This window comes from Achromobacter sp. SLBN-14 (assembly GCF_006715415.1).
GTDB lineage: Bacteria > Pseudomonadota > Gammaproteobacteria > Burkholderiales > Burkholderiaceae_B > Achromobacter > Achromobacter mucicolens.
This window is the reverse complement of record NZ_VFNE01000001.1, coordinates 5,715,104-5,737,822: the sequence shown is the minus strand read 5'-3', so window position 1 is coordinate 5,737,822 and position 22,719 is coordinate 5,715,104. Positions and strand designations below refer to the sequence as shown.

Annotated in this window: 19 protein-coding genes; 16 read left to right on the top strand and 3 right to left on the bottom strand. The window is 67.1% G+C overall.

Annotated elements, in window-relative coordinates; genetic code table 11:
- Window positions 1-136 precede the first annotated feature (136 nt).
- Window positions 137-604: a winged helix-turn-helix transcriptional regulator gene (locus FBY20_RS26285; RefSeq protein WP_056317296.1), complete on the bottom strand. Its 468-nt coding sequence runs from the start codon at window positions 602-604 to the stop codon at window positions 137-139.
- A 135-nt stretch (window positions 605-739) separates the two neighbouring features.
- Between FBY20_RS26285 and FBY20_RS26280 the strand changes: the two genes are divergently transcribed.
- The 4 genes from FBY20_RS26280 (at window position 740) to FBY20_RS26265 (ending at window position 7,316) form a co-directional block, all read left to right on the top strand.
- Complete coding sequence (locus tag FBY20_RS26280) at window positions 740-2,041, top strand: D-amino acid dehydrogenase (protein WP_142055463.1); 1,302 nt, start codon at window positions 740-742, stop codon at window positions 2,039-2,041.
- A 130-nt stretch (window positions 2,042-2,171) separates the two neighbouring features.
- Complete coding sequence (locus tag FBY20_RS26275) at window positions 2,172-3,317, top strand: DNA repair exonuclease (protein ID WP_142055461.1); 1,146 nt, start codon at window positions 2,172-2,174, stop codon at window positions 3,315-3,317.
- On the top strand, window positions 3,314-5,971 hold the full coding sequence (locus FBY20_RS26270) for an AAA family ATPase (protein WP_142055459.1): 2,658 nt from the start codon (window positions 3,314-3,316) through the stop codon (window positions 5,969-5,971). Before FBY20_RS26275 ends, FBY20_RS26270 begins: the two co-directional genes overlap by 4 nt.
- Window positions 5,972-6,428: 457 nt before the next feature.
- Window positions 6,429-7,316 (top strand): DMT family transporter, encoded by an 888-nt coding sequence (locus FBY20_RS26265; protein ID WP_142055457.1) that lies wholly within the window; start codon window positions 6,429-6,431, stop codon window positions 7,314-7,316.
- Between the two features lie 27 nt (window positions 7,317-7,343).
- On the opposite strand, the gene FBY20_RS26260 is transcribed toward FBY20_RS26265, so the two are convergent.
- Together FBY20_RS26260 and FBY20_RS26255 are read right to left on the bottom strand one after the other, a co-directional pair.
- A complete protein-coding gene (locus FBY20_RS26260; protein WP_142055455.1) occupies window positions 7,344-8,312 on the bottom strand; it encodes a DUF342 domain-containing protein in 969 nt (322 codons plus the stop codon).
- A gap of 413 nt (window positions 8,313-8,725) precedes the next feature.
- On the bottom strand, window positions 8,726-9,712 hold the full coding sequence (locus FBY20_RS26255; RefSeq protein ID WP_056317310.1) for a tripartite tricarboxylate transporter substrate binding protein: 987 nt from the start codon (window positions 9,710-9,712) through the stop codon (window positions 8,726-8,728).
- Window positions 9,713-10,269: 557 nt separating this feature from the next.
- On the opposite strand from FBY20_RS26255, the gene FBY20_RS26250 reads away from it, so the two are divergent.
- From FBY20_RS26250 to FBY20_RS26195, 12 genes are all read left to right on the top strand, one after another.
- Window positions 10,270-13,185 carry a monovalent cation/H+ antiporter subunit A gene (locus tag FBY20_RS26250; RefSeq protein WP_056317313.1) on the top strand — a complete coding sequence of 972 codons (2,916 nt, stop codon included), beginning with the start codon at window positions 10,270-10,272 and terminating at the stop codon, window positions 13,183-13,185.
- Window positions 13,185-13,529 (top strand): Na+/H+ antiporter subunit C, encoded by a 345-nt coding sequence (locus FBY20_RS26245; protein WP_056317316.1) that lies wholly within the window; start codon window positions 13,185-13,187, stop codon window positions 13,527-13,529. The genes FBY20_RS26250 and FBY20_RS26245 overlap by 1 nt, the downstream gene beginning before the upstream one ends.
- Entirely contained in the window at window positions 13,526-15,157 is a 1,632-nt protein-coding gene (locus FBY20_RS26240; RefSeq protein ID WP_142055453.1) for a monovalent cation/H+ antiporter subunit D, read from the top strand. The genes FBY20_RS26245 and FBY20_RS26240 overlap by 4 nt, the downstream gene beginning before the upstream one ends.
- Window positions 15,157-15,639 (top strand): Na+/H+ antiporter subunit E, encoded by a 483-nt coding sequence (locus FBY20_RS26235; protein ID WP_056317320.1) that lies wholly within the window; start codon window positions 15,157-15,159, stop codon window positions 15,637-15,639. Before FBY20_RS26240 ends, FBY20_RS26235 begins: the two co-directional genes overlap by 1 nt.
- Window positions 15,636-15,917 carry a K+/H+ antiporter subunit F gene (locus FBY20_RS26230; protein ID WP_142055451.1) on the top strand — a complete coding sequence of 94 codons (282 nt, stop codon included), beginning with the start codon at window positions 15,636-15,638 and terminating at the stop codon, window positions 15,915-15,917. Before FBY20_RS26235 ends, FBY20_RS26230 begins: the two co-directional genes overlap by 4 nt.
- The gene (gene mnhG, locus FBY20_RS26225; RefSeq protein ID WP_056317327.1) at window positions 15,914-16,255 is read left to right on the top strand and encodes a monovalent cation/H(+) antiporter subunit G; all 342 of its coding nucleotides are present in this window, start codon (window positions 15,914-15,916) and stop codon (window positions 16,253-16,255) included. Before FBY20_RS26230 ends, mnhG begins: the two co-directional genes overlap by 4 nt.
- Before the next feature lie 157 nt (window positions 16,256-16,412).
- On the top strand, window positions 16,413-16,946 hold the full coding sequence (locus FBY20_RS27740; protein ID WP_152384333.1) for a hypothetical protein: 534 nt from the start codon (window positions 16,413-16,415) through the stop codon (window positions 16,944-16,946).
- Window positions 16,947-17,037: 91 nt separating this feature from the next.
- The gene (locus tag FBY20_RS26215; RefSeq protein WP_142055447.1) at window positions 17,038-17,886 is read left to right on the top strand and encodes an HAD family hydrolase; all 849 of its coding nucleotides are present in this window, start codon (window positions 17,038-17,040) and stop codon (window positions 17,884-17,886) included.
- 7 nt (window positions 17,887-17,893) lie between these two features.
- Entirely contained in the window at window positions 17,894-18,397 is a 504-nt protein-coding gene (gene tadA / locus FBY20_RS26210) for a tRNA adenosine(34) deaminase TadA (RefSeq protein ID WP_128829497.1), read from the top strand.
- Window positions 18,394-19,455: an LD-carboxypeptidase gene (locus FBY20_RS26205; RefSeq protein ID WP_142055445.1), complete on the top strand. Its 1,062-nt coding sequence runs from the start codon at window positions 18,394-18,396 to the stop codon at window positions 19,453-19,455. Before tadA ends, FBY20_RS26205 begins: the two co-directional genes overlap by 4 nt.
- 151 nt (window positions 19,456-19,606) lie before the next feature.
- A complete protein-coding gene (locus tag FBY20_RS26200; protein WP_056318719.1) occupies window positions 19,607-21,211 on the top strand; it encodes an ABC-F family ATPase in 1,605 nt (534 codons plus the stop codon).
- A 182-nt stretch (window positions 21,212-21,393) separates the two neighbouring features.
- On the top strand, window positions 21,394-22,620 hold the full coding sequence (locus tag FBY20_RS26195) for an MFS transporter (protein WP_056317333.1): 1,227 nt from the start codon (window positions 21,394-21,396) through the stop codon (window positions 22,618-22,620).
- Window positions 22,621-22,719: the final 99 nt, after the last annotated feature.

The window sequence follows — 22,719 nt, the reverse complement described above, 5'->3', positions numbered from 1 at the left end:
AAAATAGGGTCGGACGAACGCATTGGTTCGCCGGGAGGGCCGCAGCATAGCAGCCGCCAACGGTTTTTTCGGTAACAACCCGGCGGCCGCAGGTGGCCGGGGTAGGGCGCATCCCTTCTTTTAGTGTGAACAGGCCCTAGCGGTCCACCGGCAGAAAGAGCGTCTCCTTGATTTCCTCCATCACGATGTAGCTGTGCGATTCGGCGGAGGCGGGCAGGCGCTTGAGGATTTCGCCCAAGAGACGGCGGTACTCATTCATTTCGGTCAGGCGGGCCTTGACCAGATAGTCGAAGTCCCCCGACACCAGGTGGCACTCCATGACTTCCGGGACGTACAGCAGCTCTTTCTTGACCTTGTCGAAGACGTCGCCCGATTTGGCCGACAGCTTGATCTCCAGGAAGACGAGCAGGTTCTTGCCCAGCGCCGCCGGATTGACGCGCGCATGGTAACCCGTGATGACGCCCTCGCGCTCCATGCGCTTGACGCGGTCGGAGCAGGGGGTGGCCGACAGGCTGACGCGCTCGGCCAATTCGGTGACCGAAATCCGGCCTTCGCGCTGCAGGATATCAAGGATTTTGAGGTCGATTCGGTCGAGGTCGCGCATTTCACTTTTGCGGGTCAAAAAAAGGTGGTGGCCCGAGAAAAAGCACTGGTAAAGCAAAATCTTCAGTGTTTTTCACTGCCGAAGGGGTCATAGACTACCGAAATTCCCAGACAAAACCAACTATCGGAAAGAATCATGCATGTGATCGTCCTTGGCAGCGGCGTCATCGGCACCACCACTGCCTACTACCTGGCCCGGCAGGGCGCCAAAGTGACCGTGCTGGACCGCCAGCCCGCAGCTGCGCAGGAAACCAGCTACGCCAATGCCGGACAGGTCTCGCCTGGCTATTCCACCCCGTGGGCGGCGCCCGGCATTCCGCTCAAGGCGATCAAATGGCTGTTTCAAAAGCACGCGCCCTTGGCGATCCGCCTGGACGGCAGCCTGTACCAGCTGAAATGGATGGCCGCCATGCTGGCCAATTGCTCGGCAGACCGCTATGCGGTCAACAAGGAACGCATGCTGCGCCTGGCCGAGTACAGCCGCGACTGCCTGCGCGAACTGCGCGCTTCCACCGGCATCCACTATGAAGAACGCACCCGGGGCACGCTGCAGCTGTTTCGCACCGATGCCCAGATGGAGGCCGCGCGCCGCGACATCGCGGTGCTCGAAGAGGTGGGCGTCCCCTACGAACTCCTGGACCGCCACCGCCTCGTGACGGCCGAACCCGCGCTGGCCAATTCCGCCCACAAGCTTTCCGGCGGTCTGCGCCTGCCCAACGACGAAACCGGCGACTGCCAGCTCTTTACCCGCCGGCTGGCCGACATGGCGGCCGAACTGGGCGTGGATTTCCGCTTTGGCCAAAGCGTCACGGGGTTGAACACGGCCGGCGGCCAGATCACCGGCGTGCGCGTGGGCAACGAGGTCCTGACGGCCGACCGCTACGTGGCGGCCTTCGGCAGCTACACCCGCGGTTTCCTGGAACCCCTGGGACTGGACCTGCCGGTGTATCCGGTCAAGGGCTATTCGCTCACCATCCCCATGAAGGACGAGGCCGCCGCGCCGGTGTCGACCGTTCTGGACGAAACCTACAAGGTCGCCGTCACGCGCTTTGACCAGCGGATCCGCGTGGGCGGCATGGCGGAACTGTCAGGCTTTGACCTGCGCCTGAAAGACGCCCGCCGCAAGACGCTGGAACTGGTCGTCAACGACCTGTTCCCGGGCAGCGGTCACGTGGCCCAGGCCGAGTTCTGGACGGGCCTGCGTCCCATGACGCCGGACAGCACGCCGGTTGTCGGCGCCACGCGCTACGGCAACCTCTATCTGAACACGGGCCACGGCACGCTGGGTTGGACCATGGCTTGCGGTTCCGGCAAGCTGGTCGCCGACCTCGTCATGGGCCAGCGTCCCGCGATCAGCACCGACGGGCTTGGCATGTCGCGCTACGACCGGCGCGCCGCTTCCCGTCAGGAACTGGTGCTGAACGGCAAGGGCGCCTGATCCGCCCACCGCGCCGCTGGCGGCGCACACCCCGACGGGCCGCTTCGATGCGGCCCGCGTCTTTTTGCGCGTGCTGAATTGAGCACGGCGGCGCCCAGGAAGGCCCGCCGCTTTGTGCCAAAATCGCCGCATGACCCATTTCCTGCACACTGCCGACTGGCAGATCGGCCGTCAGTACGGCCAGTTTGAAACCGACGATGCCGCCATGCTGGCCGAGGCCCGCTTCGAGGTCGTGGCCCGCATCGCCACCCTGGCCGCCGAGCGCCGCGTGGACGCCGTGCTGGTCGCCGGAGACGTCTTCGACACGCAAGCGGTGTCGGATCGCACCATCCGCCGGCTTTTTGCCGCCATGTCTGCCTACACCGGGCCCTGGGTCATGATCGCCGGCAACCACGATGCCGCGCTGGCCGACAGCGTCTGGAGCCGCGCCATGCAGCTGGGCTGCATTCCCGCCCACGTGCATGTCCCGCTTGTCACCGGCGTCGTGGATCTGCCGCAAGCCAACCTCGCCGTGCTTGCGGCCCCGCTCACGCAGCGCCATACCTACGACGACGTCACGCAGGCCTTCGACACGCTGGAAACGCCAGCCGGGCGCATCCGCGTGGGCCTGGCGCACGGCAGCGTTGCCGGCCGCCTGCCCGACACGATCGACGCCACCAACCCCATCGCGCCCGATCGCGCGGACCGCGCCAGTCTGGATTACCTGGCGCTGGGTGATTGGCACGGCTGCCTGTCCATCGACGCCCGCACCTGGTATGCCGGCACGCCCGAACAGGACCGCTTCCGGGGCAACGAGCCCGGCTACGTGCTTGACGTGCAGATCGGCGCGCCCGGCATGGCGCCCGTGGTTGAACGCATCGCCACGGGCCGGTACCGCTGGTCGGCCTGGACCGAGACGCTCAGCCTCGCGTCGGACGCGCAGGCGCTGGCCGAGCGCATGGCAGCGCTGCGCCCCGATGATGTGTTGCGCCTGGATGTGCAGGGCCACGTCAACCTTGAAACCTGGGACGCGCTGCAAAAGGCGGTGGGAGAAGCCGCCGCGCAGGTGCGGGCCTTGCTGCCGGATCTGTCGGGTGTGCGGCTCGAACCCGACGAGGCCGACCTGGCGCAATTGCGCGCCAGCGGCTATGTGGGCGAGGTCGCCGCGCAACTGCAAGCGCTGCAGGCAACACAGGCAACGCATGCCGAAGACGACCAGTCCGCCGTGGCCAGCGAGGCCTTGCGCCTGCTCCTGCGCTTCCAGCGTGAAACCGCTGCGCCGGGAGCCGCCAAATGAAGATCTCCCGCATCGCCCTCGAAGAATTCCGCAAGTTCCGCCAGCCGTTGTCGCTGGACAATCTGCAAGACGGCCTGAACCTCTTTGTCGGTCCCAACGAGGCCGGTAAGAGCACGATTGCCGCCGCCATCCGTGCCGCGTTCCTTGAACGCTACAGCACCAGCAAGGTCGCCGACCTGGCGCCGCACGGCGAATCGGGCGCGCGCCCCAGCGTGGAGCTGGTCTTCACGCACGCGGATCACTCGTATGTCCTGAAAAAGCAGTTCCTGTCCAAGGCCCGCTGCGAACTCGTCGTCGACGACGGCGCGCAGCGGCTGGACGGCGAAGAGGCCGAAAACGCGCTGGCGGTCTTGCTGGGCTTTGAACTCCCCGGACGCGGCCAAAGCAAACCCGACCTGGCCGGCGTGCCGGGCCTGCTCTGGATACGCCAGGGCGACGGCCAGAACCTGCACGAAGCCGCGGGCTACGCGGGCTCGCATCTGCGCGATGCCTTGACGCAGCTCTCCGGCGAGCTGGCGTCCAGCGACGGCGATCGCCTGTTCGAGCGCGTCTCGGCTGAGCGCGCCGCGTTGCTGGACGCGCGCAACGGCCGGCCCAAGGGCAGCTACAAGGAAGCCGAAGACGCGCTTGCGCGCGCCACGTCCGAGCGCGACGCGTGCGCGCAGGCCATGGCGCAACTGAACGCCGACGTCGACCGCCTGGCCGAGTTGCGGCGGGATCATGAACGCGCGCAGGCCGAGCAGCCCTGGAAGGATTTCGAGACCAAGGCCGTGCAGGCCCGCGCGCGGCTGGCCGCGCTGGCCAAGGAACGTGAAGCCTTCGACGGGCTGCAACGCGAGCAGGCGCAGGCAGCACAGACGCTTGCGCTGCTGCAGGACCAGGTCCGGCGCGATCAGCAGGACGAAGCCGATTACCAGTTGCTGCTGCGCGATGCGCGCGCCGCGCACGCGCATGTGCAGGCAATGCAGGAACCGCTGGTGCGCGCCCAGCAGCAGCGGCAGTCGCATGCGGCCGCCCTCGAGGCCGCGCGCCGTCGCGTGGCGCAGCTTCAGGCGCAAGCCGACCGCCGGGATCTGGACCGCCAGCTGGCGCAGCTCACACCCGAGATCGAGCGCCTGGACACCGCCCTGATCGCGGTCACCCACCTCATCGAACAAGGATCCGCGCTCAAGACCGAGGCCGTGCGCCTGGAGATCTCCGACGCCGAAATCGAAGCCCTGCGCAAGGCCAGCCGCGAACTGGGCAATCTGCAATTGCAGCAACAGGCCGTGGCCACCCGCCTGCGCTACCGGCTCGATGCCGGCGCGCAAGCCTTGCTCGATGGCAAGGCGGTCAGCGGCTCGGGCGAGGTCCTGCTGACGGCCGCGGCCGAACTCGAACTGCCCGGCGTGGGCCGCCTGCAGATCGAACCCGGCGGGCAGGATCTGCCGGCCCTGCAGCGCGACCTGGCGCGCGCGGAGTCGGCATGTGCCGCGTTGCTCAAGCGGGCGGGCGTCGATACCCTTACTGACGCCGAGCAACGCCACGCCCGCTACACCGCGTTGCAGCGCGAGCTGGACGGCATGCGCAAAACCCTGGGCATTCACGCGCCGCGCGGCGTGGATGCGCTGCGCACGCAGCGCGACGAAGCGCTGGCGCGTCTTGCCCAGTTGCAGGAAAGGCTGTCCAAACTGCCCCCCGCGCAGGACCTGAGCGACGATGTGGCCGGTGATGTCGCGGACGCAGACGACGACGGCCTGCCGGACGCCATCCAGGCCCTGCGCGAAGCCGAAGCGGTGGCCGCCCAGGCGGAAAAGGCGGTTACCGACGCGCAGCGCGCGCTGGACGCCGACACGGCCCGCGCCCAGTTGCTGGAAGGGCAGGCGGCTGCCCGGGGCGCCGAATTGCAGTCCGCTGAACGCGTGGCCCAACGGCAGGCACGCGCAGGCCGGCTCGCTGAAGTGCGCAGCGCCCACGACCAGCTCGACGCCCGTGTTCGCGAGGCCCGTGCCGCGCTGGCCGAACACCGGCCCGAACTGGCCGAGCAGGACGTGCAGCGGTTCGAGAAATCCGCCGCCATCGAGCGCGATGCGCAGCACAAGCGTCACGGCGACATCCTGCAGCTGCAGGGCAAGCTGGATCAGGCCGGGGCGCAGGGGCTGGGCGAACGCCTGTCCGAAATGCAGGCGGCCTGCGAGCGCCTGCAACGGCGCCGCGACGAGTTCGCGCGGCGCGCCGCCGCGCTGGACCTGCTGCAAAAGCTGCTGGCCGACAAACGCGCCGCGGCCACGCAGCGCCTGCAGGCGCCGCTCGCCCGGCGGCTCAACCACTATCTGGCGCTGCTCTTTCCCGATGCCGCGCTGCGACTGGACGATGCGCTGCTGCCCACGGCGCTGCGCCGCGGCGACGGCGAGGATCTGCTGGAGGCGCTCAGCTTCGGCACGCGCGAGCAACTTGGCATCCTGGCGCGCTTTGCCTACGCGGATCTGCTGCGCGAGGCCGGCCGGCCCACGTTGCTGCTGCTGGACGATGCGCTGGTGCACACCGACGACGCGCGTCGCGACTTCATGAAGCGGGCGCTCTTTGACGCCGCCACCCGGCACCAGATCCTCATGTTCACCTGCCACGGCGAGGCATGGCGGGATATGGGCGTGGAGCAGCGCCGGATCGGATAGCGGCGGGGCGCGTTGGCGTTGATTCCGACGCCAACGCCAACGCCAACGCTTGACGCTTGACGCTTCGGCCCGCGGCCGGTAGTCTGCCCCGATGCCAGATCACACGCCTCTCGCCATGCTTGCCTGCGCCGTCCGCGCCGGTCTTGCCTGCGCGCGCGTGCCGGCTTTCTTCTCTGCCGGTTCTCCGCCGGCAGTCTCTCCTGTCAAGAACGCGGCGCCGCCGCCGCCCGCCTCGCCGCCCAGCGGTGTCGTGTCGGGCGTGTGCCCGCCAGGGTTGGCTTTGCGCCGCCCCGTGTCGGCCGTCGTCGGCTGACCTGCCGCTTTCCCTTCTCCCGCCTGACCCTTCGCGCCGCGCCGCAAGCCGCATGACGTCTGCCGTCTGAGCAGCGCGCGCCCGAGAGCGCGCGTCATCGCGCGCCGGGCTGGAGTCTGTTGCCATTCAGACAGGTGATTTCTCATGTCCATCAACCGAAGCGCGTGGACTGCCCGCGCGTCCACCACCTTGTTCGTGCTGCTGTGGAGCGGCGGCGCGATCTTCGCAAAATGGGGGCTGTCGCACGCCTCCGCCTTTGGATTTCTGTTGTGCCGCTTCCTGCTTGCGTTGGCGGCGCTGCTCCTGATCTGCGCACCCGGCCGACGATGGCTGCCCCAGCCCGGCACGCGCATTCAGGTGGCCGCGACGGGCGCGCTGCTGATCGGCAGTTACTCCATCTGCTATCTGCTCGCGCTGGATCATGGCGTGACGCCGGGCGTGCTGGCCACGTTGCTTGGCGCGCAACCCATCCTGACGCTGGCGCTGACCGAGCGCCGCTATGCCCGGGCGCGTCTGGCAGGACTTTGCCTGGCGCTGGCCGGCCTGGTGCTGGTGGTATATCAAAGCATCGCGCTGACCTGCTTGTCCGTGGCAGGCATCGCCTATGCCTGCGCCGCGCTGGCCAGCATGACGGGCGGCGCCTTGCTGCAAAAGCGCGTCCGGCAGGCGCCGATGGAGGTGATGCCGTTGCAGTACGCGGTCAGCCTCGTGCTGTGCCTGCTGTTTGCGCCTTTCCAGCCGCTGCATGCCGACTGGAGCGTCGGCTTTATCGTGCCGCTGATCTGGATGGGCCTTGTGATCTCGGTGGGCGCCACGCTGCTTTTTTACCGCATGATCCAGGCGGGCAATCTCGTCAACGTGACCAGCTTGTTCTACCTGGTGCCGGTGGGCACGGCCGCGCTGGACTACGTAATCCTGGGCAATCGCCTGCCGGCGCTCAGCCTGGCGGGCATGGCCGCGATCCTGACGGGGCTGATGCTCGTCCTGCGCCATCCGGCGTCGGGGAACGATCAGGGGCAGCAGCAGCGATAGCGTCCTCGGCAGACGCTGGCACGGTTTTCAGGCGCGCGGGCCGCCGCCCGGGGCCTGGCTGTTCGCTGCGCCGACGTCCATCCAGCCGCTCCACGGCGGTGTGGCGTCCGTCGCGGGCGCGTCAAGCGCGCCGTCCGGCCCCGCCCAATGACCGCTCACGAGTTGAGCAGGCCGCGTCTGCGCCACGACCCGCGCGCACAGGTCCCACGCGTCCAGCCGCACGCTCAGGCCGGCATAGACGCCGTGTCCCGGCCCGGCCGCGATGATGCCCGCCGCGTGCACGCCTTCGCCCGCCCGGATGGCGCCTTCCGCGCGGATGTCCTCGCCGGCGATCATGCCCCACCCGCAGGCAAGGTGATCGCCGCACTGGATGGATCCGCCTGCCTGTATTCCGCAGGCGGCATGGATTTCCTGTTCCGCGCGGACGCTGCCGCCCGCCTTGATGCCTTGCCCGCATTTGATGGCGCCTTGCGCGCTGATGTCCTGGCCGGCATGCAGGTGGCCGGTCACGGCCAGATCCTGGCCCGCGCAGATGTCCCACTTGGCGCGCACGTTGCCGCCGCAGTCCAGGCGGGTGGCCGTCTCGATGCCCCAGTCGGCCGCCACGTCGCCGCCCGCCCGCAGGTTGCCGGCGCTGGCGATGTTGCCGCCGGCCGTGATGTTCTCGCCCGCGACGATCGATTCGCCCGCCCGGATCCCGCCGCCCGTGACAATGTTGCGTCCGGCGCGCACCACCGTGTCCACGTTGATGCCCATTCGCACTTCCAGCGTCCCCGCGAACACGATGGCGTTCGCGTCCAGCGTGTCCAGGCGCAGCACGGCGTCGGTCGGGCCGAACTGATCCAGCAGCCAGCAGGCATCGCCGACGCGGCCGTCGGCGACGAGCGCGTCGAGCACGGCCTGGTAGTCCCCCTGGCCGTTGTGGTCGCGAAGGAACCATTTGTAGCCGCCCGCGCAGGGGTTCTTGGCTTTGACGAATTTCTTGGTGAGTTGCATGGCGCTGAATCGAAGACGGTGCGTGGCCGCCGCGCCAGCTTTCGTGAAGGCGTGCGCAGGCGAAATGGGGACGGGCACCTGCCACGCGGCAGTGCGCCCGCCGGCCGGTTTCAGGCTGCGGCGCGCGTGGATGTGCGAAGGCAGCCGGCAACGGGCCGGAGCAAGGAAATCAGAAAGGGGAAAGGCGGGCGATTAGCCGGGCTTGGACCGCGCGTAAGCGGAACGCGCGGCGACCTCCTGCGAACTCAACAGCGTTGAGCGCAGGGCGCAGAGGGCGCAGGTGACGCAGGGTAGGGAGGATATGTCGGATTGCACGGGGCAGATGCTACCACCCGGGCAATTGCCGTCAAGCGGCGCAGGAGGCGAAAAAGGGCGCCAACCGGCGTTGGCGCCCTTCATGTCGAACTGGGGTATCAGTTCGTCAGGACGATGTTGCGGTCCTTGGCGATGCGCTGGCGCAGTTCAAGTTCGCGCTTGATCTGCGCGGCGTATTCGGCCGGCGTGTTGCCGTCCACCAGCGAGCCGCCGTCGGCCAGGCGCTGGGCGATCTTCGGATCCTTCAGCGCCTTGACCGCCGCGGCGTGGACGCGATCGATCACCGCTTGCGGCGTGCCGGCGGGCGCCACCAGGCCGTACCACGCCATGTTGTCCATGTCGGGCAGGCCGCCTTCGGCGAACGTCGGCACGTCGGGCAGGGCGGGCAGGCGCTTGGGCGCCGCCACGGCCAGCGCGCGCAGCTTGCCCGCCTGGATGTGCGGCATCGAGGAGGGCAGGTTGTCGAACTGCACATTGACCTGGCCGGCGATGACGTCGTTCAGCGCCGGGCCCGATCCGCGGTAGGGCACGTGGACCATGTCGGTCTTGGTCAGCGACTTGAACAGTTCGCCGTCCAGGTGGCTGATGCCGCCCGCGCCCGACGAGGCATAGCTGTACTTGCCGGGGTTGTTCTTCAGGAGGGTGATGAATTCAGCCAGCGTCTTGGCGGGCACGCTGGGGTTGACCGTCATGACGTTGGGCACGTTCACCATGTTGGTGATCGGCGCAAAGTCCTTGAGCGGGTTGTACGGGTTCTTGGGATTGGTGGCCGGATTGGTGGCCATGGTGCTCACCGTGGCCACGCCCAGCGTGTAGCCGTCGGGCGCGGCGCGCACCACGGCGTCGGCGCCGATGGAGCCGCCACCGCCGCCCCGGTTTTCAACGACCACGGGCTGGCCGAGCTCACGGCCCAGGCCTTCAGCCACCACGCGGGCCACGATATCGGTCGTGCCGCCCGCTGCGAACGGAACGATCAGCCGGATGGGTTTATTGGGGTAGGGATCGGCGGCCTGAGCGGCGGAGGTCAAGCAGACGCCAGCGATGGCAAGGGCCAGGGCGGCTTTGGCATGTGACAACACGTTCAAGAGTCTTCTCCATATTGTTGTTCCGAGCCGGCCGGCTTCTTGGACCGGCTTCGGTGAAGCGCGCATTGCCGGGGGTGCCGGCAAGCCAACGCCTCGTGGCCGCAATTCCACACAGGTATGTCCCCACGGTCAACTTGGGATTGTCCCTGTCATGTTGAAAGGCAAAAATTTTCAGACGTTTTCCATTTCAGCGAAGATGACGGAAGTTACAGGAAAAAGTGTGTCTGACAGCCAGTTGAACGCCTTTCGATACGCTTTCAGTGCGCAAACGCTGCGCAGTCATCATGCTGTCATTAGCTGATTACTCACATAAATCTCTGCATAACTTACAAGAATCTGATATTTTTCGGATGAGATTCTTGCCCGGTCTTGCAAGAAAGCTATTGCGTTTGTTTCTGTCTGCGCCGTTCAATTGGCGTTGGTTGATGTCCCCACGGGGCAACGTGTAGTGCAGCGACGCACCGGGCCAGGGTTCCGTCCGTTTTTCAATCCCCGGTCTGTTTCGTCTCTCGCTGCCTTGCGCTGGCGGGAGGGGGCCCGGACATTTTCGGAACGCCATGTCGCTGATCCTGATCCTCGCTCTGCCGTTCGCCGGCAGCCTGTGCGCCGCGCTGCTGCCTTCCAACGCCCGCAACGCCGAGGCGTGGCTGGCTGGCCTCATCGCCCTCGTCTGCGTGGTTCTGATCGCGACCCTGTATCCCGACGTCGCCAACGGCGGCGTCATTAGGGCCGACATTCCTTGGGCGCCCGCCCTCGGACTGCAATTCACCCTGCGCATGGACGGCTACGCCTGGCTGTTCGCGCTGATCGTCTCGGGCATGGGCGCGCTGGTGGTGCTGTATGCGCGCTATTACATGTCGCCCGAAGACCCGGTGCCGCGTTTCTTCTCCTTCTTTCAAGCCTTCATGGCCGCCATGCTGGGCGTGGTGCTCTCGGGCAACCTGATCCAGCTCGTGCTGTTCTGGGAAATGACCAGCCTGGCGTCCTTCATGCTGATCGCCTACTGGCACCACCGCCTGGACGCGCGCCGGGGCGCCCGCATGGCGCTGACGGTCACCGGGGCGGGCGGGCTCTGTCTGCTGGCCGGGGTGTTGATCCTGGGCCACATCGTCGGCAGCTACGACATGGATCGCGTCCTGGCGTCGGGCGACCTGGTCCGGGCCGACCCCTGGTATCCGGCCGTGCTGGTGCTGGTGGCGCTGGGCGCGCTGACCAAAAGCGCGCAGTTCCCGTTCCATTTCTGGCTGCCCAACGCCATGGCCGCGCCCACGCCGGTGTCGGCCTACCTGCATTCGGCAACGATGGTCAAGGCGGGCGTCTTCCTGCTGGCGCGCTTCTGGCCCGTGCTGTCGGGCACGGACGAATGGTTCTGGATCATCGGCGGCCTTGGGCTCATCACCCTGGTGCTGGGCGCTTACGCAGCCATTTTCCAGCAGGACATGAAAGGGGTGCTGGCCTATTCCACGATCAGCCACCTGGGCCTCATCACGCTGCTCCTGGGCCTGAACAGCACGCTGGCGCTGGTGGCGGCCATCTTCCACATGATCAACCACGCCACATTCAAGGCGTCGCTCTTCATGGCGGCGGGCGTGGTCGACCACGAAACCGGCACCCGCGACCTGGGCAGGCTGTCCGGCCTGTACAAGGCGATGCCCATCACCGCCACGCTGGCGATGGTGGCCGCCGCCTCGATGGCGGGCGTGCCGCTGCTGAACGGCTTCCTGTCCAAGGAAATGTTCTTTGCCGAGACCACCTTCGTCAGCGCCGACCGCTACGTGCAGCTTGGCCTGCCGCTCTTGGCCACGATTGCGGGCGCGTTCAGCGTGGCGTACTCGCTGCGCTTCATCCTGCAGGTGTTCTTCGGCCCGCCGGCCACCGACCTGCCGCGCGAACCGCACGAACCGCCGCGCTGGATGCTGCTGCCCAGCGCGCTGCTGGTCCTCATGTGCCTGCTGGTCGGCATCGTCCCCAGCCTGACCGTGGGTCCGTTCCTGGCCACTGCGGCGCAAAGCATCCTGGGCGAGAACATGCCCGACTACAGCCTGGCCGTCTGGCATGGCTTCAATCTGCCGCTCGCCATGAGCCTGGTCGCCACCACGGCGGGCGTGCTGCTGTACCTGGCCCTGCGTGCCCATCAGCGCGCCAATCCCGGCCGCGTGCCGTTCATCTACCGCCTGGACGGCCGCCGCACGTTCGAGGCGCTGCTGGACGGTTCCAGCGTTGCCGCCGCGTGGCTGTTGCGCTGGGTGTCGTCCACGCGCCTGCAGGTGCAGATGGTGCTGATCGTGGTCGGCACGCTGTTCGTCGCGTGGCTGCCGTTGCGCGCGGGCGGCTGGCTGGACGGCGCCGTGCGCCTGACGCCCGTCGACCCGGTGTTCGCATTGCTGTGGATCGTGGGCGGCACGTGCGCACTGGCCGCCGCGTTCCAGGCCAAGTACCACCGCCTGGCCTCGCTGGCGCTGGCCGGCGGGGCAGGGCTGATCACCTGCCTGACCTTTGTCTGGTTCTCGGCGCCCGATCTGGCCCTGACCCAGTTGTCCGTCGAAGTCGTGACGCTGGTGCTGCTGCTCCTGGGTCTGCGCTGGCTGCCGCGGCGCATCGTGCAGGACGACGAAGAAAGCCTGAAGGCCACCCTGATGGCGCGCGGGCGCCGCCTGCGCGACCTGCTGCTGGCGGTGGCGGCCGGCACGGGCATGTCGGCGCTGGCCTATTCGGTGCTGGCGCGGCCCCAGACCAATCCCATTTCGTCCTACTTCGTGGACCGGGCGCTGCCCGACGGCGGCGGCACCAATGTGGTCAACGTGATCCTCGTGGACTTCCGCGGTTTCGATACGTTTGGCGAAATCACGGTGCTGGGCATCGTGGCGCTGACCGTCTACGCGCTGCTGCGCCGGTTCCGCCCGGCCGCCGAGAGCGCGGACATTCCGCGCCAGCAGATGGACCAGGACGGCGGCATCCCCGACGCGCCCGACATCAAGTCGGTGGTGCCCGCCGGCTCGATGATGGTGCCGGCCGTGCTGGTGCGCCTGCTGCTGCCGGTTGCCGCGCTGATTTCCGTGTACTTCCTCTTGCGCGGCCACAACCAGCCGGGCGGCGGTTTCGTCGGCGGCCTCATCTTCGCCACCTCCGTCATCCTGCAGTACATGGTGGGCGGGGTGTACTGGGTCGAATCCCGCAGCCGCCTGAATCCCCAGAACTGGATCGGTATCGGGCTGCTGTCCGCAGGCATCGCCGCCGTGAGCGCGTGGCTGGCCTACAAGCCGTTCCTCGCCGCGCTGGCCTGGGACGTCGCGCTGCCGTTGATCGGCCATGTCCACGTGTCCAGCGTGCTGCTGTTCGACCTGGGCGTCTACATGCTGGTCGTGGGATCCACCGTGCTGGTGCTGGTGGCGCTTGCCCACCAATCGCTGCGCGCGCAACGCAAGGCCGCCGCCGAACTCCAGGCGGCCGCCGCTCAAACAGGAGAAGCCTGATGGAATTGATATACGCAGCCGCGATCGGCGTGCTGGCGGGCTCGGGCGTGTGGCTGCTGCTGCGGCCCCGGACGTTCCAGTTCATCATGGGCCTGTCGCTGGTCTCCTATGCGGTCAACCTTTTCATCTTCGGCATGGGCCGGCTCACGTCCGGCAAACCGCCGGTGGTGGATCCCGCCATGGCGCATGATCCTTCCTGGTATGCGGATCCGCTGCCGCAGGCGCTGGTGCTGACCGCCATCGTCATCGGCTTTGCCACCACCGCGCTGTTCCTGGTTGTGCTGCTCGCCTCACGGGGCCTTACGGGTACCGACCACGTTGATGGACGGGAGTCCCAATCTTGAGTTTCTGGCTTCAACATCTTCCGGTTCTGCCCATCATCATTCCGCTGGTCGCGGGCGCGGCGATGCTGCTGCTCGCCGACACCAGCCGCTATGCGCGCGGCGGCATCGCGCTTGTGTCCACGCTTGCCCAATTGGCGGCCGCGATTTCCCTGTTGTTCGTCGCAGGCGGGGGCGTGCCCGGCGTCTGGGAAAACGGGGTAGGGGCCTACCTGGTGGGCGATTGGCCGGCGCCGTTCGGCATCGTGCTGGTGGTCGACCGCCTGGCCGCAGTCATGCTGACGCTGACGGCGGTGCTGGGACTGGCCACGCTGGTCTACGCGCTGGCACGGTGGGACCGCGCGGGCGTGCATTTCCACTCGCTCTTCCAGTTCCTGCTGATGGGCCTGAATGGCGCCTTCCTGACCGGCGACCTGTTCAACCTGTTCGTGTTCTTCGAGGTGCTGCTGGCCGCGTCGTACGGCTTGCTGCTGCATGGGTCCGGCGTGGCGCGCGTCAGCGCCGGCCTGCAGTACATCGCCGTGAATCTGGTGGCTTCGTTCCTGCTGCTCATCAGCATTGCGCTGATCTACGGCGTGACGGGCACGCTCAACATGGCCGACCTGGCCTTGCGCGCGGGCAATCTGACGGGCGCCGAGCGCATGCTGTTCGAAGCGGGCGCCGCCATCCTGGGCGTGGCGTTCCTCGTGAAGGCGGGCGCCTGGCCGCTCAACTTCTGGCTGGTCAAAGGCTATGGGTCGGCTGGCGCACCCATCGCGGCCATGTTCTCCATCATGACCAAGGTCGGCATCTACGCCTTGCTGCGCATCGGCTCGCTGCTGTTGCCCACGGGCGCGCCTGCCGCCTTCAGCCTGGACTGGATGTTTGCTGCCGGACTGGCCACGCTGCTGTTCGGCGCCCTGGGGCTGCTGGCCACCCAGCAACTGGAAAAAATGGTCGGCTACTGCGTCATCGTGTCGGCCGGCACGCTGCTGACCGCGCTGGGCATGCCGGGCGTCACGCTCACCGGTCCCGCGCTGTTCTACCTGATCAGTTCGGTGCTGACGACGGGCGCGTTCTTCCTCTTGGCCGAGCTGATCGAACGCACCCGCAGCTTCGGCGCGAACGTGCTCGCGGTTACGCTCGACGCCTTCGATCTGGATGATCCGACCTCTGTGAACCGATCCGACGACGTGGTCGGCGTGGCGATCCCCGCCGCGATGGCGTTCCTGGGCTTGGCCTTCATTTCGTGCGCCTTGCTGGTGACCGGCTTGCCGCCGCTGTCCGGCTTCGTGGCGAAGTTCTCGCTGTTGTCGGCGGCCGTCTCGGCGGCCACCGAATCGGCGCCGCCCATGGACGCCTGGATTCTCGTGGCGGCCGTGCTGGTGTCGGGTCTGGCTGGCCTGATCGGCCTGGGCCGCACCGGCATCCGTATTTTCTGGGCCAGCGACGACCGCAGCACGCCGCGCCTTCGCGTCATCGAGGCGGGCCCGGTCGCGGCGCTGGTGTTGCTTTGCGTGGCCCTGGCCGCGGGCGCCGGTCCAGTGTCGGCCTACCTGGACGACGCGGCCCGTTCGCTTGACCAGCCCGCGTCCTACATCGACGCCGTCATGTCCGCGCAGACCGTGCGCGGCGTCAAGGGAGGAAGCTGATGCGCCGTCTTTACTTCCTGATCCTGCCCACGCTGCTGTTTGTCCTGTGGCTGGTGCTCAACGAAAGCCTGTCCGCGGGGCAGATCGCGCTGGGCATCGCGCTGGCGCTGTGGTTCACGTGGGCCGCCTCGCGCCTGCGACCGCTGCGGGCGCGCCCGCGCCGCCTCTGGAAGGTGATACCGCTTTTCCTGCGCGTGACGCTGGACATCATCAAGTCCAACATCGCGGTGGCGCGGCTGATCCTGAATCCGCGCCGCAATGAATTCTCGCCTGGGTTCATCCTGATCCCGCTCACCATGCGCGACCCGCATGGCCTGGCGATGCTGGCCTGCATCGTCACCTATACGCCCGGCACCGTCTGGGTGGACCTGACCGAAGACCACAGCCTGAAACTGCACGTGCTCGACCTGCAGAACGAAGACGAGTGGATCGAGCTGGTGCAGCAGCGCTATGAGCGCCCGTTGATGGAGATGTTCGAATGAATTCCGTACTGTTTTGGGCGGCATCCTTTGCCTTGCTTTGCTTTGCGCTGGGCATGGTGTTTGCCACCATCCGCCTGTTGCGCGGCCCCACCGCCCAGGACCGCGTCCTGGCCCTGGACACGCTGTACATCAACGGCATGCTGACGATGCTGGTGTTCGGCATCCGGTCCGGCACGTCCGTGTACTTCGACATTGCGCTGCTGATCGCGCTGTTCGGTTTCGTGGGTTCCACCGCAATGGCGCGCTTTCTCCTGCGCGGCGAGGTCATCGAGCCATGATGGACGTCGATATCCCGCTGTGGGCCGGCATTCCGGCCTGCATCCTGCTGGTGCTGGGGGGCCTGCTGGCGGTGACCGGTTCGGCCGGCCTGCTGCGCTTTCGCACGTTCCAGTCGCGCATCCATGCGCCCACGCTGGGCAACACGATGGGCTGCGCCTGCGTGCTGGCGTCTTCCATTCTCGTCTTCTCGGCGCTGTCGGCGCGGCCGGTGTTTCACGAGGTCATCATCACGTTGCTGTTGATTGTGTCGTCGCCCGTCACGGCCATGCTGCTGATGCGCGCCGCAACCTATCGCAACCGCCTCACCAAGGCCGAAGCGGACAAAGACGCGCGTTGAATTTGGGGCGCGACCCCGATTGGCGTTGAAACGTAACCTTACGAATTCACGTCGCTGGTTATGTCCCCCATCGCCAGGTCATGGGATAGTGATGTCAGTGGGCGGCACGGCGCAAGACCGGGCCGCCCGGGTTCAATCTCTTCTAAAGGAGCTGACCATGACTTCTGTTTCCCTGCCTACGAAGCGCCTCGCCGCCATGCTGTGCACGACCGGACTGATGCTTGCCGCCGGCGCCGCGCACGCGCAATCCGGCAACGCCGACTCGTCGCAGTCGCGCTACCAGCAGGACGTCGCGGCTTGCAAGAGCGGCACGACCGGCCAACCGCTGGACACCTGCCTGCGCGAAGCCGGCGCGGCGCGCCAGGAGCGCAACCGCCAGAATCTGCGGGACGACAGCCCTGAACAACTTCAGCAGAACATGCTGGCCCGCTGCAGCCGCTTGCCGGAAGCCCAGCGCCAGAGTTGCGTCACCCAGATGACCTCGCCCAGCAATGTGCGCGGTAGCGTTCAGGGCGGCGGCGTGCTGCGCGAAACCGTGATTCAAGTGCCCGCCGGCACCGCCCCGGGCATGGCCCCGGCCCCTGGCATGGCACCCGCACCCGGAATGGCTCCCGCCCCGGGCATGGCGCCGGCCCCCGGCATGGCCCCCGCGCCGGGCACGGGAACCATGAGCGCACCGATCCGCCAGTAAGTCGCCGGCGTCAAATCGGGCATGGCGTGAGGGCGCAGCCGCTGCCGCAATCAGGCAAAATGGCGGCTGTCGCCTTTTCTCACGCATATTCATGTCCGACGTCATCGCCCTGATTTTCGACTTCGACGACACGCTGGCTTCGGACAGCACGTCCGGCTTTCTGGACAGCATCGGCGTGGACACGGCCTCGTTCTGGAACGAAGAGGTCGATCCCTTGCTGTTCCAGCAGGACTGGGATCCCGTCCCCGCCTATCTCTACAAGATGATCGAACTGTCCCGCCAGGGACGGCACGGGCTCATCACGCAGCAGCGCCTGAACGACTGGGGCGCGCGCCTCGATCTGCACGACGGCGTATCCACGCTGTTTCAGCGGCTGCGCGCGGCGGTGCGCGCCGAGCACCCACAGGTGCAGCTTGAGTTCTACCTGATTTCCAGCGGCATCGGCGACGTGGTGCGCGCCACGCCCATCGCGCATGAGTTCACCGAGATCTGGGCCTCGGAATTCGTCTATGGCGACGACGGCGGCATTGCGTTCCCGCGGCGCATCGTCAGTTTCACCGACAAAACCCGCTACCTTTTCCATATCCAGAAGGGCATCATCGGCCGCGATTTCCGCAACAAGCCGTTCGAGGTCAACCGCAAGATTCCCGAGGACAGGCTGCGCATCCCGTTCGACCAGATGGTCTTCGTGGGCGATGGCTACACGGACATCCCGTGCTTTTCGCTGATCCGCCGCGCCGGCGGCTTCGCTTTTGGGGTCTGGGATCCCAAGCACCGCGACAAGCGCAGCCGCGCCTGGGGCTTCATCGAGGAAGGGCGCGTGTCCAACCTCAATCAGGCCCGCTATGACGAGCAGGCCGAGCTCTATCAGTGGCTCGAGGAAGCTGTCACTAGCCTGGCCGGCCGCATTGCGCTGAAGTCGCGGGTGTACCGTGGCTGACCCGGCCGTGCTGGCCGCGCCCGCCGTGGTCCCGCCCTGGACCGAGCAGGACGCCCGATTCATGACCCTGGCCCTGGAACAGGCCCAGGCGGCGTACGACATCGGCGAGGTGCCGGTGGGCGCGCTGGTCGTCTCTGCCCAGGGCGACATCCTGGGGCGCGGGTACAACCGCACCATCATCGACCACGACCCGACTGCGCACGCCGAGATCGTCGCCTTGCGCGGCGCCGCGCGGCAGCTTGAAAACTACCGGCTGCCCGGCATCACCGTCTACGTCACGCTCGAGCCCTGCGTCATGTGCATCGGCGCCATGCTGCACGCGCGCCTGGCCCGTGTCGTGTTCGGCGCCTACGATCCCAAGACCGGCGCCTGCGGCAGCGTGCTGGACGTCGGGTCCGTGCCCAAGCTCAATCATCACACTTCAGTCACCGGCGGCGTGCTGGCCGAACCCTGCGGCGATCTGCTGCGCCGGTTCTTCCGCGAACGCCGCGCCAAGGAATCCATCGCATGAGTACCCCCAAAGCCGCCAAGCCTGCCGCCAAGCCCGCCACCAAGGCGCGCCGCGCAAAGGCCGATGTCCCCGCGGCCCACGATCATCCGCACGATCACGGCCCGGACTGCGGCGACGCATGCGGCCATGATCACGACCACGACCACCGTCACGGCCCGCAGCCGGACGCCCGCGGCATCTACCTGATTTCCCCGTCGTCCGCCGTGCGCGATCCCGCCACCGTGACGCTGGCGCGCGAACGGCTGGCGCAGCAGGGCTTCAAGACGGCGCTGGACCGCACGGCGCTGGCCGAACATCAGCGGTTTGCCGGCACCGACGCGCAGCGGCTGGCCAGCCTGACGCGCGCGGCCAAGCAGAAGCTGCCGATCGTCATGGTGACCCGCGGCGGCTACGGCCTGGGTCGGCTGCTGCACGCCATCGACTGGAAGGCGATGGCCGACAGCGGCAAGCGTTTTGTCGGCATGAGCGATTTCACGGCGTTCAACCTGGGCCTGCTGGCGCAGACCGGCGCGGTCAGCTATACCGGCGCCACCGCGGTCCGGGACTTTGGCGGCAAGAAGGTTGACGACCTGACCGAGGCGCTGTTCGGCGAGGTGATGCGCGGCGAACTTGAGATCCTCAGCTTCGAAACACAGGACGCCGACCCGGTGGACGCGCGCGGCATCCTGTGGGGCGGCAACCTGGCCATGCTGACCTCGCTGCTGGGCACGCCCTACATGCCGAAGATCCGGGGCGGCATCCTGTTCCTTGAAGACGTTGCCGAGCATCCGTACCGTGTCGAACGCATGCTGATCCAGCTGTGGCAGGCCGGCATCCTGGCGCGCCAGAAGGCGATCGTGCTGGGACGTTTTACGGAATACAAGCTGGCCCCGCACGACAAGGGGTACGATCTGCACGAGGTCGTGGCCTGGCTGCGCAGGACGGTCAAGGTGCCGGTGATTACCGGCCTGCCGTACGGCCATGTCGATACCAAAGCCACCCTGCCGATCGGCCAGAAGGTCGGGATCGCCACCGAGAAGGGCCTGGCGCACCTGGTGCTGGACGAACACCATCACTAAAGCGCGATCCGGCGGCCGGCGATCCGGCGGCCGGCGCTCCGGCGGCCGGCGTCGATCGCAATCGAGGTCCCAAATAGGGGCCGCACCACGTTTGCTACACTAGCAGGTTTTCCCGCATGCGCCTTCGGGCGCCTTCAAACGTACATACACCGTGATATCCACCGCCAATCTCACCATCCAGTTCGGTCCCAAGCCCCTTTTCGAGAACGTCAGCGTCAAGTTCGGGGAAGGCAACCGGTACGGGCTGATCGGGGCCAATGGGTCCGGCAAGTCTACGTTCATGAAGATCATCGGCGGCGATCTCGAACCCTCCGGCGGCAACGTCGCGCTTGAGCCGGGCGTGCGCCTGGGCAAGCTGCGCCAGGACCAGTTCGCCTTCGAAGACGTGCGCGTGCTTGATGTGGTGATGATGGGCCACACCGAAATGTGGCAGGCCATGTCCGAGCGCGACGCGATCTACGCGAATCCGGAGGCGACCGAAGACGACTACATGCGCGCCGCCGACCTGGAAGCCAAGTTTGCCGAGTACGACGGCTACACCGCCGAAGCCCGCGCAGGCGAACTGCTGCTGGGCCTGGAAATCGCCGTCGACCAGCACAACCTGCCGATGCGCGAAGTGGCGCCGGGCTGGAAGCTGCGCGTGCTGCTGGCGCAGGCGCTGTTCTCGAACCCCGACGTCCTGCTGCTGGACGAACCCACCAACAACCTGGACATCAACACGATCCGCTGGCTGGAAAACGTGCTCAACGGCTACCAGAGCACGATGATCATCATCAGCCACGATCGTCACTTCCTGAACCAGGTGTGCACGCACATGGCCGACGTGGACTACGGTGAAATCCGCATCTACGCCGGCAACTACGACGACTACATGCTGGCTTCCACCCAGGCCCGCGAACGCCTGGTCGCCAACAACGCCAAGGCCAAGGAACGCGTCGCTGAATTGCAGGACTTCGTGCGCCGCTTTGCGGCCAACAAGTCCAAGTCGCGCCAGGCCACGTCGCGCCTGAAGCAGATCGACCGCATCAAGGCCGACCAGGTCGTGGTCAAGCCCTCGTCGCGCCAGAATCCGTACATCCGCTTCGAGCAGAACAAGGTCATGCACCGCCTGGCCGTCACCGTCGAAAACCTGACCAAGGCCTACGACGCGCCGGTCATCACCAAGTTCTCGGCCATGGTCGACGCCGGCGAGAAGATCGCGATCATCGGTGCCAACGGCGTGGGCAAGACCACGCTGCTGCGCCTGCTGGCGCAGGACCTGCAGCCCGATTCGGGCACGGTCAAATGGTCGGACAATGCCGACCTCGGCTACATGGCCCAGGACGTTTCCGACCAGTTCCTGCAGACCGACATCAACCTGCTGGACTGGATGGGCGACCACCGCCAGCCGGGCGACGACGACCAGTCGATCCGTTCGGTGCTGGGCCGCCTGCTGTTCTCGGCGGATGACCTGCCCAAGGCGCCCAAGGTGCTGTCCGGCGGCGAAAAGAACCGCATGACCTTCGGCCGCCTGATGCTTGGCCGGCACAACGTCATGCTGCTCGACGAGCCGACCAACCACCTGGACATGGAATCGATCGAATCGCTGCAGTTCGCGCTGGAAAAGTACGAAGGCACGCTGGTGTTCGTGTCGCATGACCGCGAATTCGTGTCGGGCCTGGCCACGCGCGTGATCGAAATCCTGCCTTCGGGCGAGATCGTCGATTACCGCGGCGGCTACGAAGACTACCTGTCCTCTCGCGGCATCGAGGCCTGATTCCCGGACGGTTCGCCTGAAGCGGCGCACGGACTCGTGCGCCGCTTCTGCATTTGAGCCCGCCTGCCCTCTGGCCTGCGGTCCGCCGCGCGGCGCGCGCATTCAGCCGGCCGCAAACCGCGCTGCGCTATCATCCGCCCCGATCCTGGCGCCTGTCCGGCCAGGCCTGCCTTTGTCCCCAAATGTCTCCCTCTCAGCATGCCGCGCCCGATGGCGCGCAGATCGGCACGTTCACCCTGACGGCCCGCATCGTAGCCATCGCCTTCTTCACCTTCATCTGCTACCTGGCCATCGGCCTGCCGCTGGCCGTGCTGCCGGGCTACGTGCACGGCAACCTGGGCTATGGCTCGGTGCTGGCGGGCCTGGCGATCAGCGTGCAGTACGTGGCGACCTTGCTCAGCCGCTCGCACGCCGGCCGGATGGCCGACATGGTCGGCCCCAAGCAGACCGTCGTCATCGGCATGGCTGCCTGCGCGATCAGTGGCGTCTTCCTGCTGCTGGCTTATGCCTTCGAGCGCACCGCCTGGCTGAGTCTGGCGGCCATCATCCTGAGCCGTCTGGCGCTGGGCTTCGGCGAGAGCTGGGTCGGCACCGGTTCGGCCACCTGGGCCATTGCGCGGGTAGGGCCGCTGCACACGGCACGCGTCATTTCGTGGAATGGCATCGCCACTTATGGCGCGCTGGCGCTCGGCGCGCCGCTAGGCGTGCAGCTTGAAAAGTACTGGAGCATGGGCGCGCTGGGCGGTGCCGTGCTGCTGCTGGGGCTGGCGGGTCTGGGCCTGGCGATGCTGCGGCCCGCCGTCGCCATCGTGGGCGGCCACCGGATGGCCTTCAAGAGCGTGGTGCTGCGGGTGTTTCCGCACGGCATGGCGCTGGGACTGGGGTCGGTGGGCTTTGGCACGTTGGCGGCATTCGTCGCGCTGTACTACGCCAGCGCCTCCTGGGAGGGCGCCGCGAATGCGCTCAGCGCGTTCGGCGGCGCCTTCATCGGCGTGCGACTGCTGTTTGCCGGCACGATCACCCGTTTTGGCGGCTTCCGGGTCGCGCAGGTGTCATTCGTGGTGGAGGCCGCCGGACTGTTGTTGCTGTGGCTGGCGCCCAACCCAGGCATGGCGCTGCTGGGCGCCGCGCTTACCGGTAGCGGCTTTGCGCTGGTGTTTCCGGCCATCGGCGTCGAGGCCGTGGCGCGCGTCCCGGCCGGCAGCCGCGGCGCCGCGCTGGGCGCCTATTCGGCCTTCCTGGATCTTGCCTTGGGCGTGACCGGTCCCATCGCCGGCTACATCTCCAGCGGATTCGGCTATCCGGCGATCTTCCTGGCGGCCTCCCTGTCGGTCACGATGGGCTTGCTGATTGCGTTCGGATTGCAGCGGGCCGCCACGCGTGGACAGGCGACGGCCTCGTCAGCGTGATCTTTATTACTGGAAGAAGTTAAGACATTCGATATTGATCGTTTGGATTCATATAACGAATTGTTAGATTTGAGGCTCGTTTTCTCGCGCCCTGACGAT